This window comes from Streptomyces albireticuli, assembly GCF_021228125.1.
Lineage (GTDB): Bacteria > Actinomycetota > Actinomycetes > Streptomycetales > Streptomycetaceae > Streptomyces > Streptomyces albireticuli.
On sequence record NZ_JAJQQS010000011.1, the window covers coordinates 219,307 to 235,371 of the forward strand.

The following is a 16,065-nucleotide window of genomic DNA, read 5'->3' on the forward strand; positions in this document are numbered from 1 at the left end:
ACTCTTTCCCAGTGAGAACCTCGCGTGCTAGGCTCGCCGCAAGTTGCAGTTTGGTTTCCCTTGCAGTACAGAGCCTGCGGAGCATGTGACCCCGCAGGCTTTTGTAGTTTTCAGACTTCTCGCAGGTTCTGGAGCAGGGCAACCCTTTGGCCCAAGGAGGGCTTTATGGCTACCGGAACCGTGAAGTGGTTCAACGCTGAAAAGGGCTTTGGCTTCATCGCCCAGGACGGCGGGGGCCCCGACGTCTTCGTCCACTACTCCGCGATCAACGCTGCTGGCTTCCGCTCCCTCGAGGAGAACCAGCACGTGACCTTCGACGTCACGCAGGGCCCGAAGGGCCCGCAGGCGGAGAACGTCACCCCGCAGTAGTCACCCCACCGGATCGTCATGATCCGGTGGAGCTGCCGCACCGACCGATCGCGGTCGCTTGCTGTACCCAAGGAGCCCTGCCCCCCGCCTTCTCCGGCGAAGTGGCAGGGCTCCTGCTTTTTCACTTCCTGTTCGCCCGGCTTTCACTTAAACGTGAAATCCTGACGCTTATTTATCACTTCTGATCGAACCGTGTGAGTAGAGGGCGTCTATCTCGCTCGCGTAGCGTTCGGAGATCACCGCCCGGCGCACTTTCAGGGTGGGCGTCAATGATCCGTCGGCCACCGTGAAGTCGCCGTCGATAATCGCGAACGCGCGAATCCGGGCGGGCCCGGAGAGCTGCGCGTTCGCCACGTCGACCGCCTCCTGGCACAACGTCCGTACGGCAGGGTGTCCGGCCGGCCGGGACAGGGGTGCCAGGCCCTCGCGCTCCGCCCACGCGGCGATCTCCTCGGCGTCCAGCGTGAGCAGCGCGACCGGGTACGGCCGCCGGTCCCCGATCATGATCGCCCGGGAGATCCAGCGTGACTGCTGGAGAGCGAACTCGACCGGCGCGGGCGCGAGGTTCTTCCCGCCCGAGGTGATGACGAGGTCCTTCTTCCGGCCGGTGATCTTCAGGAAGCCGTCACCGTCGAAGGCCCCCACGTCGCCGGTGTGCAGCCAGCCGTCCGGGTCCAGCACCCCGGCGGTCGCCTCCGGGGCCCCGTGGTAGCCGGCGAAGATCCCCGGGCCGCGGGCCAGCACCTCGCCGTCCTCGGCTATCCGCACCTCGCAGCAGTCCACCGGCCTGCCCACCGTCCCGGGCCGCAGCCCGCCCGGGTGGCTGATCGTGATCACCCCGCTCGACTCCGTCATGCCGTAACCCTCGAAGACCGGGATGCCGCAGGCCCGCAGGAACTCCATGGCACGCGGGGCGATCGGCGCGGCCCCGGTGATCGCCACCCGCAGCCGGCCGCCGAAGGCCGCCCGGACGGGCGCGAAGAGGTTCTCGTCCGCCTCCCTCCAGGCCGTGAGCAGCGCGCCGCCGGGTTCCGCGCCCCGGGCGCGCAGCTCGGCGACCTCCAGGCCGGTGCGTATCGCCGCGTCGAAGCGGGCCCGCGCCTCGGGCCCCCGGGACTCGGCCGCCGACAGCACCCCCGCGTGGACCTTCTCGAAGAGCCGGGGCACGGAGGGCAGATGCGTCGGGCGGACCTCGGGCAGCTCGGCGATGACGTCCCGGACGCTGCCGCCGAAGTAGCAGAGCGTGCGGCCCTGGACGAGCGACGACTGCTGGGCGAGCTGGGCGAAGACATGGGCGAGCGGGAGGTAGAGGTAGAGGACGTCGCCCTCCTCGCTGCCCAGTAACGCGGCGGAGGCGTCGTCGACGACGGCGAGGTTGGCGTGCGTGAGCCGGCAGCCCTTGGGCGGGCCGGTGGTGCCGGAGGTGTAGACGAGGGAACACAGGTCCTCGGGCGCCCGGGACGCGGCCCGCGCGAGCAGCTCCTCGACCGGCGCGGGGTCGGGCAGCGCGTCCAGAACGAGGGCGGCGGTGTCGCGCGAGCCGGAGGAGAAGGCGTCACCGCCGGCCACGCCCCGGGCGGCCGCGCCGTCACCGCGCGGGCCCTGGGCGAACGCGCCCCCGCCGATGCCCGGGACGGCCGGACCCCCGTCACGCGCACCCTGGTCGAACGCGCCGCCCACCCCGCCGTCGCGGACGGCCGGGCCGCCGCCACGAGCGCCCTGACCGAACGCGCCCCCGTCACGCACACCCTGGTCGAACGCGCCGCCCACCCCGCCGTCGCGGACGGTCGGGCCGCCGCCACGAGCGTCCTGACCGAACACGCCCCCGTCACGCACACCCTGGACGATCGCGTCGCCGCCCTCGCCCGGGGCACCCGCCCCCTCCCTCTCCCCCTCCTCCATCAGCACCACGTGCCGCAGTTCCGGCAGCTTCGCCCTGACCGCCGTCACCCGCTCCGCCTGCGCGGCGTCCTCGCAGATCACCACCGACGCCGCCGAGTCGGCCAGCACCCAGACCAGCTCCTCCTCCCCCGCCGTGGGGTAGACCGGCACGATCACCGCCCCCGCGGCCAGCGCCCCGAAGTACGCGCGGGTCCACTCCGGCCGGGTCTCGGCGAGGATCGCCACCCGGTCGTCGGGCCGCACCCCCAGCGCCAGGAGCCCGCACCCCACCGCCCGTACGGACTCGCGCAGGGCCGTGTAGCCGACATCGGTCCAGCCCCGGCCGCCGCCCTCCCCGCCCCCGCCGCGGGACCGGAACCGCAAGGCCGGTGCCCCGCCGTACCGTTCGGCGGCCCACTCCGTGAGAACCGCGAGCGTGCGGGGTCGTTGCCGCGACATGACGCCTCCCAAAAAGCTCGAAACTCAAGCCTGTCCGGCCATTGAGGACATCCATGACGCTAAGAACCCGGTCAGACATTCGACATGACCGGAACCGTCAGCACCGCTGACCCCAACGCTCAACCGGGCTAACGTCGTCGCATGAGCCGTCGCACGATCACCGTGCACTACGTGCGAGCCGCCCTCGGCGGCGCCCGCCGCCTCGGCATCGACACCGTGCCCCTGCTCCAGGGCGCGCGGATCCCCCCGCTGCTCGTCGGCGACGACCGGGGCCGGGTCACCCCCGAGCAGTTCGCCCGGCTGGTCACCGCCCTGCGCCGGGCCACCCGCGACGAGTTCCTGGGGCTCGGCGCGGCGCCCAGCCGCCGCGGCACCTTCGCCATGATGTGCTACGCCTGCGTCGCCTGCCGGGACCTCGGCGCCGCCCTGGAGCGGGGCGCCCGCTTCTACGGGCTGTTCCCCGGCGGCCCGGACCTCGCGCTCGAACACACCGAGGGCGAGGCGGTGTTCGCCGTCCGCAGCGATCTGCGCGGCTTCGCCGAGGGCCGGTTCCTCACCGAGAGCCTGGTCGTCATCTGGCACCGGCTGGCCAGCTGGCTGATCGGCCGGCGGATCCCGCTGCGCTGGGCCGAGTTCGCCTATCCGGCGCCCCCGTACGCGAGCGAGTACGACCAGCTGTTCGGCTGCCCGGTGCGGTTCGGCGCCCGGCGGACGGGCACCGGGTTCGACCCGCGCTGGCTGGCCGCGCCCGTCGTCCAGGACGAGACGGCCCTGGAGGAGCTGCTGCGGCGGGCGCCCGCCGAACTGCTGAGCCGCCGGGAGTACGGGACGACCGTCGCGGAGCAGGTACGGCGTTCACTCGTTCTGGCGATGCGCGAGGGGCGGACCGCCCGGCTGCCGGAGGTGTCCCAGCTGGCGTCGCTGCTCGCGGTGAGCCCCGCGACGCTGCGCCGCCGGCTTCGCGAGGAGGGCACCTCGTACCGGCGGCTGACGGACCAGGTGCGGCAGGAAGCCGCGGTCAGCAGCCTGCTGGAGGGCCGGGAGCCGATCGCGGAGCTCGCGGCGCGGCTGGGGTTCTCCGAGGACACCGCCTTCCACCGGGCCTTCCGCCGCTGGACGGGCACCACGCCGGGCGCCTACCGGCTGCTGGAGGAGAGCGGCCGGGGGCGGCAGGGTCAGCAAAGCTGAGCTCCCCGGTCAGCTCCGGGCCCGTACCGCGGTCACTACGGTCGGCCTCTACTGACTCACCGCCACGGACAGTCGGGAGAGCCGTATGCGCTTGCGATCCATCGCCCTCACCGCCGTCACCGCCCTGGCCGTCTCGCTCGGAGCGAGCACGGCCTCGGCCGGCACGCGCGCGGAGGCGGCGAAGTCCCCCGGGGACATCGTCAGCTCCGCCCCCACTTCCTTCCACCCGCTGCCCGGCCAGCCGACGAACACCAAGGCCTGGCACCTCACCTACCGCTCCACCACCGCCAAGGGCGCCCCGAACGTCGTCTCGGGCACCGTGATCGTGCCCCAGGACGGCAGAAAGGGCCCGCGCCCGCTCATCACCTACGCCGTGGGCACCGTGGGCCTGGGCGACCAGTGCGCGCCGTCGGCGGGCTTCCCGTACGGCACCACGCTGGAGGCCAACCTCATCCAGCTGCTCACGCTGCGGGGCTGGGCGGTCGCCGTGACCGACTACGAGGGCCTGGGCACCCCCGGCGAGCACACGTACACCGTCGGCCGGTCCGCGGGCCACGCCGTCCTCGACGCGGCGCGCGCGGCGCTGCGGCTGCCGGAGGCGGGCCTGTCCGAGGACGCGCCCGTCGGCATCATGGGCTACTCGCAGGGCGGCCAGGCCACCAGCTGGGCCGCCGAACTGCACGACTCCTACGCCCCGGAGCTGAACCTCAAGGGCACGGCCACCGGCGGCGTCCCCGCCGACCTGCTCAAGACGGCCGACTACAACAACGGCGGCATCGGCGCGGGCCTCGTCCTCATGGCGGCGGCCGGTCAGAACGCGGCCTACCCCGAGCTCGGCCTGGACCGCTACCTCAACGACAGGGGCCGCCACTTCATCGCCCTGATGCGCGAGCGCTGCGTGGGGATCGAAGCGGCCGCCGGGCTCTTCAAGAAGATCTCCGACGTCACCGTCCGCAACCCGCTCTACGAGGCCGACTGGCAGCGCGTCCTGCGCTCCTCCGACCTCGGCCGGCACGCCCCGGACCGGCCGGTCTACCTCTACCACGGCGTCATCGACGAGCTGATCCCGTACGAGACCGGCAAGCGGCTGCGCGCGGACTGGTGCGGGAAGGGCGCCACCGTCCAGTGGAAGTCCCTGCCGCTCGGCGAGCACGTCCTCGGCGTGATCACGGAGTCGGTCCCCGCCGCGAACTGGCTCGCGGACCGCTTCGCCGGCAAGCCGGCGACCGGCAACTGCCAGGCGTAGCAAACGCCCGGCGGAACCCCGAACGCGCCGCGTCACACCCTCAGGGGCGTGGCGCGGCGCTTCCGCGCCGCCCTCCGGGGAGGCCGGACGAGCCTCCGCCGGTCTGACCGGTTTCCGCCCCTCAGGCTGACAACCCGGCCTTGAGCTAGTCCTTACGGCCGGTCCCGCTCTGCCCTTTTTGCCGATACGTGTACCGATGTGCCCGAAATAACTTCGGTGGTGTCGGGTCGCCGCACGGGCGGCACACACGGACTCCGTAAGGAGATCAGAGCCAAATGAACCCCACCACTCGCACCGCACTCCGCACCGCCGTGACCACCACCGTCCTCGCCGGCGTGGTCGCCGTCCCCACCGCCGCGTTCGCCACCGACGGGAGCCCTGCTCCGGCCGCGGCGGGCGGCAGCGCCCAGCCGGCGGGCCGGACCGTCGACATCGGCGGCGGCGTGGAGGCCGAGATCAAGGGCGGCAAGGCGTATCTGAAGGAGATCGGCACCGGGAAGGTCTTCGCGGTGCTCTCCAAGGGTCAGAGCTACACCGACGGGATCTACGTCCACTTCGACGGAACGAACGTGACCGCCAGGACCCAGGGCGAGGACAAGAAGAAGGACGACAAGAAGAAGGACGGGAAGAAGGACCAGGGCGAGAACGGCGAGGCGGCCCGGGCCACGACGGGCCCCGCGAAGGGCGGCGCGAAGGCCGACGCCAAGACCGACGCCAAGACCGACGGCGCCAAGAAGCTGCCCAAGGGCGGTGTCGCGGCCGGCGAGGCCCCCGCGTCCCACCCGGACACCGACCCCGGCGTCGTCGGCGGCGCGCTCGCCGCGGCCGGCGTCCTCGGCGGGGCCGGCCTGCTCGCCGCCCGGCGCCGCAAGGGCGCCGAGAGCTGAGGCCCGAGGGGGAAGGGGCTCCGAGGAGACTCCGGGAAGGCTCCGGGGAGGGGGGCTACGAACGGGCGGGCGCCCAGCGCCGCCCGTTCGTCAGGTTCCCCAGCCCCGCCCAGGCGAGGTTCATCAAGGTCTCGGCGGCCGCCCGGTCGGAACGCCCGGAGCCGGTGAGCCCGTTCGACCACCCGGCCAGCGACTCCGCCGCGCCCACCAGCGCGTGGGCCAGCCCCGCGACCTCCTCGCCCGGCAGCGGCACCGCGCAGCCGCCCTCCCGGGCCGTGTCGGCGATCAGCCGGGTGACGACGTCGACGAGCCGTTGCCGCAGCGCGGCCACCTCCAGCGCGAACGGCTCCCCGTGGCTGCGGGCCTGGCAGTGCAGGACCGCCCAGCCGTCGGGGTGGGCGGCGGTGTGGGCGAAGAAGGCGCGCAGCCCGTTCCACAGCCGCCGGTCGGCGGGGGCGGCGGGGTCGACGGCCGCCTGGACGGCCGCGATCAGGGCCTCGGCCTCGCGCCGTATGCAGGCGCTGAAGAGGTCTTCCTTCGAGTTCAGGTACAGATAGACCAGCGGCTTGGAGGCGCCCGCCAGCTCGGCGATCTCGTCCATCGACGCCGTGCGGTAGCCGCGGCGCGCGAAGACCTCCACGGCGGCGTCGACCATCTGGCGTTCGCGCACCTCGCGCGGCATGCGCTTGATCCTGGGCTTCGGCTTGAGTCTGTCCCTCGTCGTCATCCCGGCCTCAGCAGCGTCAGTTCGTGCAGCATTCACGACAAACGTCCCTCCGCCCCCGCTACGTTACCGGCAGGTAATGTTACGGGGAGGAGGGACGCCGGGGAGTGAGGTTCAGGCCGAACCGGCCCGACCGCAAGGATCAGGCCAGCTCCCGCCGGGCGCTCGGGACGGTCCTCAGGCCGCGGCGGCGGTCGCCGGGACCGGCTCCAGCGGGGAGGAGGTCGCCGCGTCGTACGCCTTGCGGTCCAGGATGCCCTCGCGGGCCGAGACCAGGATCGGGACGACGGACTGGCCGGCGACGTTCGTCGCGGTGCGCATCATGTCCACGATCGGGTCGATGGCCAGCAGCAGGCCCACGCCCGCCATCGGCAGGCCCAGCGTGGAGAGCGTCAGGGTGAGCATCACCGTGGCGCCGGTCAGACCGGCGGTGGCGGCGGAGCCGATGACCGAGACGAAGGCGATCAGGACGTAGTCCCGGATCTCCAGGTTCACGTCGAAGACCTGCGCGACGAAGATCGCGGCGATCGCGGGGTAGATCGAGGCGCAGCCGTCCATCTTGGTCGTGGAGCCGAAGGGCACCGCGAAGGACGCGTACTCCTTCGGGACGCCGAGGCGCTCGGTGACCTTCTGCGTCAGCGGCATCGTGCCGACGGAGGAGCGGGAGACGAAGGCCAGCTGAATGGCGGGCCAGGCGCCCTTGAAGAACTGGAGCGGGTTCACCTTGGCGACCGTGGACAGCAGCAGCGGGTAGACGCCGAACATCACGATGGCGCAGCCGACGTAGATGTCCGCGGTGAAGGTCGCGTACTTGCCGATCAGGTCCCAGCCGTAGGTGGCGATGGCCGTGCCGACCAGGCCCAGGCTGCCCAGCGGGGCGAGCCGGATGACCCACCACAGGACCTTCTGGAGCAGCTCCAGGGCGGCCTGGCTGAGGTCGAGGACGGGCTTGGCCTTGTCGCCGACCTGGAGGATGGCGATGCCGGCGGCGGCGGCCATGAAGACGATCTGGAGGACGTTCAGCTCGGTGAACGGCGTGATGACGTCGGTGGGGACGATCCCGGTCAGGAAGTCCAGCCACGAGCCGTGCTTCTTGGGCTCCTTGCCGTCGGCCGCGGTGAGGCCGGTGCCCGAACCCGGGTCGGTGAGCAGGCCGATGGCGAGACCGATGACCACCGCGATCAGCGAGGTGATCATGAACCACATCAGGGTGCGGGTGGCCAGTCGCGCGGCGTTGGAGACGTTCCGCAGGTTAGTGATCGACACCATGATGGCGAAGAAGACCAGCGGCGCGATCACGACCATCAGCAGCTGGACGAAGATGCTGCCGATCTTGTCGAGGGTGACCTCGAGCCAGTGGACGTCACCGCTCTTGGCGACCCAGCCGAGCAGGGCGCCGAGCACGAGGCCGAGCAGGATCTGGGCCCAGAACGGGACCTTGGGTATGCGCCCGCGCAGGGACGCCGGTGAGGACGTGGGCGTAGAGGACAACGAAGACTCCTGGGGGCACCGCCCAGCGTCAGCTGGGGGATCAAGTCAGAAAAGGGGCGTAACGCGCCAGGGAGGAGGTCCGTACTCCCCCGGCTCGCGCCGGGAGGTGCCCCCAAGGTTCTGGCCGCGGGCGACATGGGTCAGCGGCGGCAACAGGCCGCGGAGACGCAGCGGCAAAGATCGACGTGCAGGCGCGCCACGAGCACGGGGCTCGTGAGGGATCGCTGCGCTGCTGCTGTCTTCATGTCCAATACGTTAACACTCGAACTTTGAGGGACTCAAAGCTCTTCTTTGGGAAGTTGTGGACTCCTGGGGTCCGGTAAGCCCCGGGAAACGCCAACGCCCCGCCGTGGAGCGGGAGCTCCACGGCGGGGCGGGCAAAGCGGTGTGACGAGGGTTACACCCCGTCCTCCTGACCGGCGTTGGTGGCCATCCGGGCCTTCGCGCGGTCGACGCGCTCCACGATCTGCTCGGACATCGCGTCACGCTGCTTGCGCAGCAGGACCCAGCTGAGCGGCGCGGAGAGGATCAGCGCGAGCAGCACCATCCAGACGAGGTTCGAGCCGTTGGCGCCGAACGGGATGACGTGCCAGTAGCAGAGCACCCACACGACGGCGAAGCACGCGACGAGCAGGCCGACACGCGAGGCGGTGTAGCGGAGCGAGGCGAACTTCTGGCTACTCACGGACAGGACCTTCTTCTCAACGGCAACCGAAAGGGTCGCTTCCAGTCAAGCACGACCCGAGGGCACGGGTCACACCCGCATCGCCTGCGGCGATTCGCGCAGCGAGGCGTCCGGGCCCGGGTACTCGCGGATGATCTCGTAGCGGGTGTTGCGCTCGACCGGCCGGAAGCCCGCGTCGCGGATGAGTTCCAGCAGGTCGTCGCGGGTCAGCTTGTTGGGCGTGCCGTAGTTGTCCGCGTCGTGCGTGATCTTGTACTCGACGACCGAGCCGTCCATGTCGTCCGCGCCGTGCTGGAGGGCGAGCTGGGCGGTCTGCACACCGTGCATCACCCAGAAGACCTTGACGTGCGGGACGTTGTCGAAGAGCAGCCGGGAGACCGCGAAGGTCTTCAGCGCCTCGGCGCCGGTGGCCATGGAGGTCCGCGCCTGGAGGCGGTTGCGGACCTTGCCGTCCTTCATGTCCACGAAGTCGTGCTGGTAGCGCAGCGGGATGAAGACGTGGAAGCCACCGGTCTCGTCCTGGAGCTCGCGCAGGCGCAGCACGTGGTCCACGCGGTGGCGCGGCTCCTCGATGTGCCCGTAGAGCATGGTGCAGGGGCCCTTGAGGCCCTTGCTGTGCGCGAGGCGGTGGATGCGCGACCAGTCCTCCCAGTGGGTGTCGTGGTCGACGATGTGCTGCCGGACCTCCCAGTCGAAGATCTCCGCGCCGCCGCCGGTCAGGGACTCCAGACCGGCGTCGATCAGCTCGTCGAGGATCTCGTCGGCGGGCAGCCCGGAGATCTTCTCGAAGTGCTGGATCTCGGTGGCCGTGAACGCCTTCAGGGAGACGTTCGGCAGCGCCTCCTTGAGGGCCTTCAGCGAGCGCGGGTAGTAGCGCCACGGCAGGGTCGGGTGCAGGCCGTTGACGATGTGCAGCTCGGTGAGGTTCTCGTTCTCCATCGCCTTGGCGAGGCGGACGGCCTCCTCGATGCGCATCGTGTACGCGTCCTTCTCGCCCGGCTTGCGCTGGAACGAGCAGTAGGCGCACGACGCGGTGCACACGTTCGTCATGTTGAGGTGACGGTTGACGTTGAAGTGGACGACGTCACCGTTTTTCCGCGTGCGGACGTGGTGCGCGAGACCGCCCAGCCACGCCAGGTCGTCGGACTCGTAGAGGGCGATGCCGTCCTCACGGGTCAGCCGTTCCCCGGCGAAGACCTTGTCCTCCAGCTCACGCTTGAGCCCAGCGTCCATTGCGTCCGCCTCTCCCATACATCCGCTTCTGCAACCCTGTCGAGCCTACGCCTTGCCGCCCGGCCCGCCCCGCCAGGCCCCCCGTCCCGGTCAGACCTCCTCGGGCAGCTCCCCGACCCGGTTCTCCCACTTGGTCGACAGCACGATCGTCGTACGGGTCCGGCTCACGCCCTTGGTCCCCGACAGCCGGCGGATCGTCCGCTCCAGGCCGTCCACGTCACCGACGCGCACCTTGAGCATGTACGAGTCGTCGCCCGCGATGAACCAGCAGTCCTCGATCTCCTCGAGGTCGCGCAGCCGCCGCGCCACGTCCTCGTGGTCGGCCGCGTCGGAGAGCTGGATGCCGATGAGCGCCGTGACGCCGAGGCCGAGCGAGGCGGCGTTGACGGTCGCGCGGTAGCCGGTGATGACCCCGGCCGCCTCCAGGCGGTTGATCCGGTCCGTGACGCTCGGCCCGGAGAGGCCCACGAGCCGGCCCAGCTCCGCGTAGGAGGCCCGGCCGTTCTCCCGCAGGGCCTGGATGAGCTGCCTGTCCACCGCGTCCATAACCTGGCACCTTTCAAATAATCAGCGAACTCGCCGCTTTACATGTAGAATCTAAGGCATGCAGGGGTTCACGACCTGTGAATCTCTCTTCAGATCCCTAGATCAACGACGATCCTTCAGGAGTGATCTTCCCCGTGTACACGATCGAGATGGCCTACGCCCGTATGCGCGAGCTGCAGGACCTGGCCAACCGCTCGGGTGCCCACCAGCCCGCCACCGCCGAGCGCCAGGCCCCGAAGACCAAGGCGGACCGCACCGTCCGCGGCCGCAAGCGCTGACCCTCACCCCGGGGAGCGAGCTTCACCCAGCTCCCCTCTCCACCGGCGGTAGAGCTGGTGCGGCACACCCGCCGCGTCCAGCACCCGCCCGGCGACGAAGTCCACGAGGTCCTGGATGTGCGTCGCACCCGCGTAGAACGCCGGAGAGGCGGGCAGCACCACGGCGCCCGCCTCGTCCAGCGCCACCAGCTGCTTGAGCGTCTGGCCGCTCAGCGGGGTCTCCCGCACCGCGACCACCAGGGGGCGGCGCTCCTTGAGCGTCACGCTCGCCACCCGCTGGAGCAGGTCCTTCGACAGTCCCAGCGCCACCCCGGCCACACAGGCCGTGCTCGCCGGGACGATCAGCATCCCCTTGGCGGGGTACGAACCGGACGACGGGCCGGCCGCGAAATCGCCGGCCGCCCAGTACCGCACGTCCGCGAGGGCCGGGTCCGCCACCTCCGTTTCGAAGGTGTGCGGCTTGCCGTCGGCGCCCCGCTCCAGCCAGCTCCGCAGGTCGTCGCGCCAGTGGGCGTCCCGGAAGGAGATCCCGGTCTCGTCCAGCAGCGTGAGCCGCGAGGCCCGGCTGACCACCAGGTCCACGGCCTCGCCGGCGGCCAGCAGCCCCCGCACCACGGCCGCCGCGTAGGGCGTCCCGGACGCGCCGGAGACACCGACCACCCAAGGCCGGCGTTCCTGACGTTGCGTTACGTGTTCGTACGGCTCCACGGCTCCGAGCCTAGCCGCAGGTGCCGGGCGGTCCCCGCCGCAGTCCTGGGCCGGGAACCCGGCGGGAAAGTCCTTTGACATGATTAATCGGACTGGATTCAGTTGGTTTATCGGCCGCCCCACCGGGCGGCCCTCACACGGGGAGCTCATCATCAGCAGGAAGCGCAAGGTTCTCGCCGCAGTCGGCTGCGTGGCCGTTCTCACCGCCGGCACGGCGGCCTGCGACGGAGGCGACGCGAACCTCACCCCGGACGCCAAGGTCAAGCAGGCGTTCGACAAGCTCGGCCGGCAGAAGTCGCTGAGCGCGGAGATAGGTTTCAACGCGAGCGCCGACCAGATCTTCGCCGCGATGAAGGACCAGAAGGACTTCAAGCGCGAGCACGCCGACATGCTGGCGGACCTGCGCCTCACCTACTCCCTCAGCTACGACAAGCCGATCAAGGACGTCGACGCCGAGGACGAGAACGGCGAGGGGTCCTTCGCGCTGGGCGGCAAGGACGGCAAGCAGATGGTCGAGGTCCGTGCCTTCGGCGCGGACAAGGTCTACCTCCGCGCCGACCTCAAGCGGATCGGCGACCTGGCGGCCAAGGTCGACAAGAAGGGCCCGGGCAAGTCCTCCGACCGCCCGGACTTCGACGAGCTCGCCAAGAAGGCCGACACGCTCCCCTCCTCGATGGACTCCGTCAAGGGCGCCCTGAAGGGCGAGTGGGTCGCGATGGACATGAAGTCCTTCGAGGCCTTCAGCAAGGCCAACGGCGGGTCCGACGACAAGGGCAAGCTCGACCCGAAGGACCAGAAGCAGCTCTTCGACGCGCTGCAGAAGTCCCTCGACGGCAACGCGACCTACAAGGACGCGGGCAAGAAGAACGGCGCCGACCACGTCAAGGTCACCGTGCCGGCGAAGAAGTTCGCCGAGGACCTCAACAAGAGCCTCAAGCCGCTCCAGGACAAGCTGGGCAGCAAGGGCAAGTCCGACAAGGTCGACGGCGACCTGGACAAGCTCAAGAACAAGGACGTGACCCTCGACGTCGCCGTCCGCGACGGCATGGTCTCCGCCCTGACCGTCGACCTCGGGCAGCTCGACGACGAGGTCAAGGGCGAGCTGCCGCTGACGCTCGGCATCAAGGGCGGCGCGGGCAAGGTCCAGGCCCCCACGGGCGCCAAGGAGCTCAAGCCGCAGGACCTGATCGGCGCGGGCATGCTGCTCTTCAGCGACAAGATGGGCGGCGGCAAGGACTCGGACATGGGGATCTGATCCCCACCCGATCTCCTGTGACATACGCCGAAGGGCGGCCCACCTCGGAGGTGGGCCGCCCTTCGGCGTACATACGGCCGGGCGTCAGACCGTCAGGCCCCGCACCAGCAGGTCCAGCAGCGCGCACACGAAAAGGGCAATTCCGATGAAGCCGTTGACGCTGAAGAATGCCCGGTTCAGGCGGGACAGGTCGTGCGGCTTGACGATCGTGTGCTCGTAGACGAACGCCACCGCGACCACCGCCAGGCCCGCCCAGAAGAACACCCCGGCGTCCGTGGCCAGCGCGTACCAGACCAGCAGGGCCGTGGTGACGGCGTGGCAGGCGCGGGCGCCGTACAGGGCGGCCGGGACGCCGAAGCGGGCCGGCGTGGACTTCACCCCGTGCGCCCGGTCGGCCATCACGTCCTGGCAGGCGAAGATCAGGTCGAAGCCGCCGATCCACACGCCCACGGCGAGGCCCAGGATGACCGCGTCCCACGACCACGTGCCCGTGATCGCCAGCCACGCGCCGACCGGGCCCATCGCCTGGGCCAGGCCGAGGATCGCGTGCGGGAAGTTGGTGAACCGTTTCCCGTAGGGGTAGACGACCATCGGCACGACGGCGATCGGGGCCAGCGCCAGGCACAGCGGGTTCAGCAGCGCGGCCGCGCCCAGGAAGATCACGACGGCGATCAGCGCGCCGGTCCAGGCCGAGCGCACCGACACGGCGCCGGTGACCAGCTCGCGGCCTGCCGTCCGCGGGTTACGGGCGTCGATCTCCCGGTCGATGATGCGGTTGCAGGCCATCGCGAACGTCCGCAGGCCCACCATGGCCACGGTCACCAGGAGCAGCCGCAGCCAGTGTATGTCGCCGTACTCCTGGAACATCGCCGTGAACGAGGCGATGTAGGCGAAGGGCAGCGCGAAGATCGAGTGCTCGATCAGCACGAGGCGCAGGAAGGCGCGCACCCTGCCCCCGGCCGGCGCGGGCCCGGGTCCGACGACCCCTTCGGCGGCAGAGGTCACAGCCCGCACCCCGGTTCGCTCGGGCGGCTCCGGGGGAACCCCGGGGCCGCGCCCTCCACAGTCATCGGCCCACGGGTCACAGCCCGTACTCCTTCCAGCGCTTCGTCACCCGATCGGCGACTTCCGGATCCGACTCGACCATCCGCGGCCAGCCGCCGTCCCGGGTGTAGCCCTCCTCGGGCCACTTCGCCGTCGCGTCGATGCCCGCCTTGCCGCCCCAGAACTGCTGGTACGACGCGTGGTCGAGGTGGTCGACCGGACCCTCCACGACCGTGAGGTCGCGGGCGTAGTCCGTGTTGCCGAGGGCGCGCCAGGAGACCTCGTGCAGGTCGTGGACGTCGCAGTCGCTGTCCACCACGATGATCAGCTTGGTCAGCGACATCATGTGGGCGCCCCAGATGGCGTGCATGACCTTCTGGGCGTGCTTGGGGTACTTCTTGTCGATCGACACGATCGCGCAGTTGTGGAAGCCGCCGGACTCCGGCAGGTGGTAGTCCACGATGTCCGGCACGATGATCTTCAGCAGGGGCAGGAAGAAACGCTCCGTCGCCCGCCCGAGCGGCCCGTCCTCCGTCGGCGGCCGGCCGACCACGATCGACTGGAGCAGCGGGCGCCGCCGCATCGTCACACAGTCGATGCGCAGGGCCGGGAAGGGCTCCTGCGGGGTGTAGAAGCCCGTGTGGTCGCCGAAGGGACCCTCCGGGAGCATCTCGCCGGGCTCCAGCCAGCCCTCCAGGACGACCTCCGCGTTGGCGGGGACCTGGAGCGGCACCGTCTTGCAGTCGACCATCTCGATCCGCTTGCCGGAGACGAAGCCCGCGAAGAGGTACTCGTCGATGTCGCCGGGGAGCGGGGCGGTCGAGGCGTAGGTGACGGCCGGGGGGCAGCCGAAGGCGATCGCGACGGGCAGCTTCTCACCGCGCTTGGCGGCCACCTGGTAGTGGTTGCGGCTGTCCTTGTGGATCTGCCAGTGCATCCCGATGGTGCGCTTGTCGTGCCGCTGGAGGCGGTAGAGGCCGAGGTTGCGGACGCCGGTCTCGGGGTGCTTGGTGTGGGTGAGGCCGAGGTTGAAGAAGGAGCCGCCGTCCTCGGGCCAGGTGAAGAGCGCGGGCAGCTGGTCGAGGTCGACGTCGTCGCCGGTGAGGACCACGTCCTGGACCGGGGCGCTGTCGGACTTCACCTTCTTCGGCGGTACGTGCGCCACCGAGCCCAGCTTGCCGAAGGCCTCGCGGATGCCGACGAAGCCCTGCGGCAGCTCGGGCTTGAGCAGTCCGCCGATCTTCTCGCTGATCTCGTCGTAGGACTTCAGGCCGAGCGCCTTGAGCAGCCGGCGGTCGGTGCCGAAGACGTTCATGGCGAGCGGCATGGCCGCGCCCTTGACGTTCTCGAAGAGCAGCGCGGGGCCACCCGCTTTGTTCACTCTGTCGACGATCTCCCCGATTTCCAGGTACGGGTCGACTTCGGCCTTGATGCGCTTGAGGTCGCCGTCGCGTTCCAGCGCCCGGAGGAACGAGCGGAGATCGTCGTAAGCCATGCGTTCCAGTATCAAGCACGCACTACCCTGGACCGGTATCGGGGCCGCCCAGCGGCCCGTACCGCCGCACCGGGGAGTCCGCCACCATGCTCAGGTATCTGCCGTTCCTGCTGATCCTGGCGTTGTGGATCTATGCCTTCATCGACTGTCTGAACACCCCGGAGAAGGAGGTCCGCGGCCTGCCGAAGATCGCTTGGGTGTTTGTGATCCTGCTCTTCGGCGAGGTGCTGATCGGGCCGGTCGCCTGGCTGGTCGCGGGGCGGCCGCGGGCCGCGGCGGGCGGCCGGGGCGCGGCCGGCGGGCAGCGGTGGGTCGCGCCCGACGACAACCCCGAGTTCCTCCGGTCCCTCAAGCGGGACCAGGACGGCGACACGGGCGGCCCGCGGGGCGAGACCCCGCCGACCGTCTGAGCCCGGACCCCGGCGCGGCCTTGCCCCACGGCCCGACCCACGGCCCGGCGCGCGGCCCGGCACGCGGCAGGACGGCGGCGGAAGGGGGCGGGGCGGGGAGGGCTCCGGAGAGGGCGTAAAGCGTGATTTGCGGCGACTTTCGGGGTTCATCACTCCTGTGACAGGG

16 protein-coding genes are annotated in these 16,065 nt (G+C 70.7%); 7 read left to right on the plus strand and 9 right to left on the minus strand.

From position 1 onward, the window contains the following. The first annotated feature begins 165 nt into the window (after positions 1-165). Positions 166-369, plus strand: coding sequence for a cold-shock protein (locus tag LUZ64_RS21295; protein ID WP_095581127.1), 204 nt, complete (start codon positions 166-168; stop codon positions 367-369). A gap of 168 nt (positions 370-537) precedes the next feature. On the opposite strand, the gene LUZ64_RS21300 is transcribed toward LUZ64_RS21295, so the two are convergent. Next, on the minus strand, positions 538-2,709 hold the full coding sequence (locus LUZ64_RS21300) for an AMP-dependent synthetase/ligase (protein WP_232390538.1): 2,172 nt from the start codon (positions 2,707-2,709) through the stop codon (positions 538-540). 141 nt (positions 2,710-2,850) lie between these two features. Between LUZ64_RS21300 and LUZ64_RS21305 the strand changes: the two genes are divergently transcribed. The 3 genes from LUZ64_RS21305 (at position 2,851) to LUZ64_RS21315 (ending at position 6,030) form a co-directional block, all read left to right on the plus strand. After that, positions 2,851-3,897: an AraC family transcriptional regulator gene (locus LUZ64_RS21305; RefSeq protein WP_095581172.1), complete on the plus strand. Its 1,047-nt coding sequence runs from the start codon at positions 2,851-2,853 to the stop codon at positions 3,895-3,897. An 85-nt stretch (positions 3,898-3,982) separates the two neighbouring features. Further along, positions 3,983-5,143: a lipase family protein gene (locus LUZ64_RS21310; RefSeq protein WP_095581173.1), complete on the plus strand. Its 1,161-nt coding sequence runs from the start codon at positions 3,983-3,985 to the stop codon at positions 5,141-5,143. Positions 5,144-5,418: 275 nt separating this feature from the next. Continuing rightward, entirely contained in the window at positions 5,419-6,030 is a 612-nt protein-coding gene (locus LUZ64_RS21315) for a hypothetical protein (RefSeq protein WP_095581174.1), read from the plus strand. A 55-nt stretch (positions 6,031-6,085) separates the two neighbouring features. Here the strand turns inward: LUZ64_RS21315 and LUZ64_RS21320 are convergent, their stop codons facing one another. The 5 genes from LUZ64_RS21320 to LUZ64_RS21340 form a co-directional block, all read right to left on the minus strand. Beyond that, complete coding sequence (locus LUZ64_RS21320) at positions 6,086-6,757, minus strand: TetR/AcrR family transcriptional regulator (RefSeq protein WP_232390539.1); 672 nt, start codon at positions 6,755-6,757, stop codon at positions 6,086-6,088. 174 nt (positions 6,758-6,931) lie between these two features. Continuing rightward, entirely contained in the window at positions 6,932-8,245 is a 1,314-nt protein-coding gene (locus LUZ64_RS21325; protein ID WP_095581176.1) for a dicarboxylate/amino acid:cation symporter, read from the minus strand. Between the two features lie 397 nt (positions 8,246-8,642). Beyond that, positions 8,643-8,930: a DUF4229 domain-containing protein gene (locus LUZ64_RS21330; protein ID WP_095581177.1), complete on the minus strand. Its 288-nt coding sequence runs from the start codon at positions 8,928-8,930 to the stop codon at positions 8,643-8,645. Between the two features lie 69 nt (positions 8,931-8,999). After that, positions 9,000-10,163 carry an aminofutalosine synthase MqnE gene (gene mqnE / locus LUZ64_RS21335; protein WP_087927491.1) on the minus strand — a complete coding sequence of 388 codons (1,164 nt, stop codon included), beginning with the start codon at positions 10,161-10,163 and terminating at the stop codon, positions 9,000-9,002. A 90-nt stretch (positions 10,164-10,253) separates the two neighbouring features. Next, positions 10,254-10,709 carry an Lrp/AsnC family transcriptional regulator gene (locus tag LUZ64_RS21340; RefSeq protein WP_087927490.1) on the minus strand — a complete coding sequence of 152 codons (456 nt, stop codon included), beginning with the start codon at positions 10,707-10,709 and terminating at the stop codon, positions 10,254-10,256. A 122-nt stretch (positions 10,710-10,831) separates the two neighbouring features. Between LUZ64_RS21340 and LUZ64_RS21345 the strand changes: the two genes are divergently transcribed. Then, positions 10,832-10,987 carry a hypothetical protein gene (locus tag LUZ64_RS21345; protein WP_170116734.1) on the plus strand — a complete coding sequence of 52 codons (156 nt, stop codon included), beginning with the start codon at positions 10,832-10,834 and terminating at the stop codon, positions 10,985-10,987. A 3-nt stretch (positions 10,988-10,990) separates the two neighbouring features. Here LUZ64_RS21345 and LUZ64_RS21350 read toward each other — a convergent pair whose 3' ends face one another. Beyond that, positions 10,991-11,695: a UbiX family flavin prenyltransferase gene (locus LUZ64_RS21350; RefSeq protein WP_504953719.1), complete on the minus strand. Its 705-nt coding sequence runs from the start codon at positions 11,693-11,695 to the stop codon at positions 10,991-10,993. 190 nt (positions 11,696-11,885) lie between these two features. On the opposite strand from LUZ64_RS21350, the gene LUZ64_RS21355 reads away from it, so the two are divergent. Then, positions 11,886-12,950 carry a hypothetical protein gene (locus LUZ64_RS21355; RefSeq protein WP_095581179.1) on the plus strand — a complete coding sequence of 355 codons (1,065 nt, stop codon included), beginning with the start codon at positions 11,886-11,888 and terminating at the stop codon, positions 12,948-12,950. 84 nt (positions 12,951-13,034) lie between these two features. Here LUZ64_RS21355 and mqnP read toward each other — a convergent pair whose 3' ends face one another. Beyond that, positions 13,035-13,955, minus strand: a complete 921-nt coding sequence (gene mqnP, locus LUZ64_RS21360) for a menaquinone biosynthesis prenyltransferase MqnP (protein WP_095581180.1) — start codon at positions 13,953-13,955, stop codon at positions 13,035-13,037. 76 nt (positions 13,956-14,031) lie between these two features. Then, entirely contained in the window at positions 14,032-15,489 is a 1,458-nt protein-coding gene (locus LUZ64_RS21365) for a menaquinone biosynthesis decarboxylase (RefSeq protein ID WP_095581181.1), read from the minus strand. An 86-nt stretch (positions 15,490-15,575) separates the two neighbouring features. On the opposite strand from LUZ64_RS21365, the gene LUZ64_RS21370 reads away from it, so the two are divergent. After that, positions 15,576-15,899, plus strand: a complete 324-nt coding sequence (locus LUZ64_RS21370) for a PLD nuclease N-terminal domain-containing protein (RefSeq protein ID WP_095581182.1) — start codon at positions 15,576-15,578, stop codon at positions 15,897-15,899. Positions 15,900-16,065 lie beyond the last annotated feature (166 nt).

Bases quoted from the DNA above. Each gene is read 5' to 3' on its own strand.
- mqnE (WP_087927491.1), bottom strand. From the start codon at position 10,163: ATGGACGCTGGGCTCAAGCGTGAGCTGGAGGACAAGGTCTTCGCCGGG.
- LUZ64_RS21320 (WP_232390539.1), bottom strand. From the start codon at position 6,757: ATGACGACGAGGGACAGACTCAAGCCGAAGCCCAGGATCAAGCGCATG.
- LUZ64_RS21315 (WP_095581174.1), top strand. From the start codon at position 5,419: ATGAACCCCACCACTCGCACCGCACTCCGCACCGCCGTGACCACCACC.
- LUZ64_RS21295 (WP_095581127.1), top strand. From the start codon at position 166: ATGGCTACCGGAACCGTGAAGTGGTTCAACGCTGAAAAGGGCTTTGGC.
- LUZ64_RS21370 (WP_095581182.1), top strand. From the start codon at position 15,576: ATGCTCAGGTATCTGCCGTTCCTGCTGATCCTGGCGTTGTGGATCTAT.
- LUZ64_RS21340 (WP_087927490.1), bottom strand. From the start codon at position 10,709: ATGGACGCGGTGGACAGGCAGCTCATCCAGGCCCTGCGGGAGAACGGC.
- LUZ64_RS21310 (WP_095581173.1), top strand. From the start codon at position 3,983: ATGCGCTTGCGATCCATCGCCCTCACCGCCGTCACCGCCCTGGCCGTC.
- LUZ64_RS21365 (WP_095581181.1), bottom strand. From the start codon at position 15,489: ATGGCTTACGACGATCTCCGCTCGTTCCTCCGGGCGCTGGAACGCGAC.
- LUZ64_RS21305 (WP_095581172.1), top strand. From the start codon at position 2,851: ATGAGCCGTCGCACGATCACCGTGCACTACGTGCGAGCCGCCCTCGGC.
- LUZ64_RS21300 (WP_232390538.1), bottom strand. From the start codon at position 2,709: ATGTCGCGGCAACGACCCCGCACGCTCGCGGTTCTCACGGAGTGGGCC.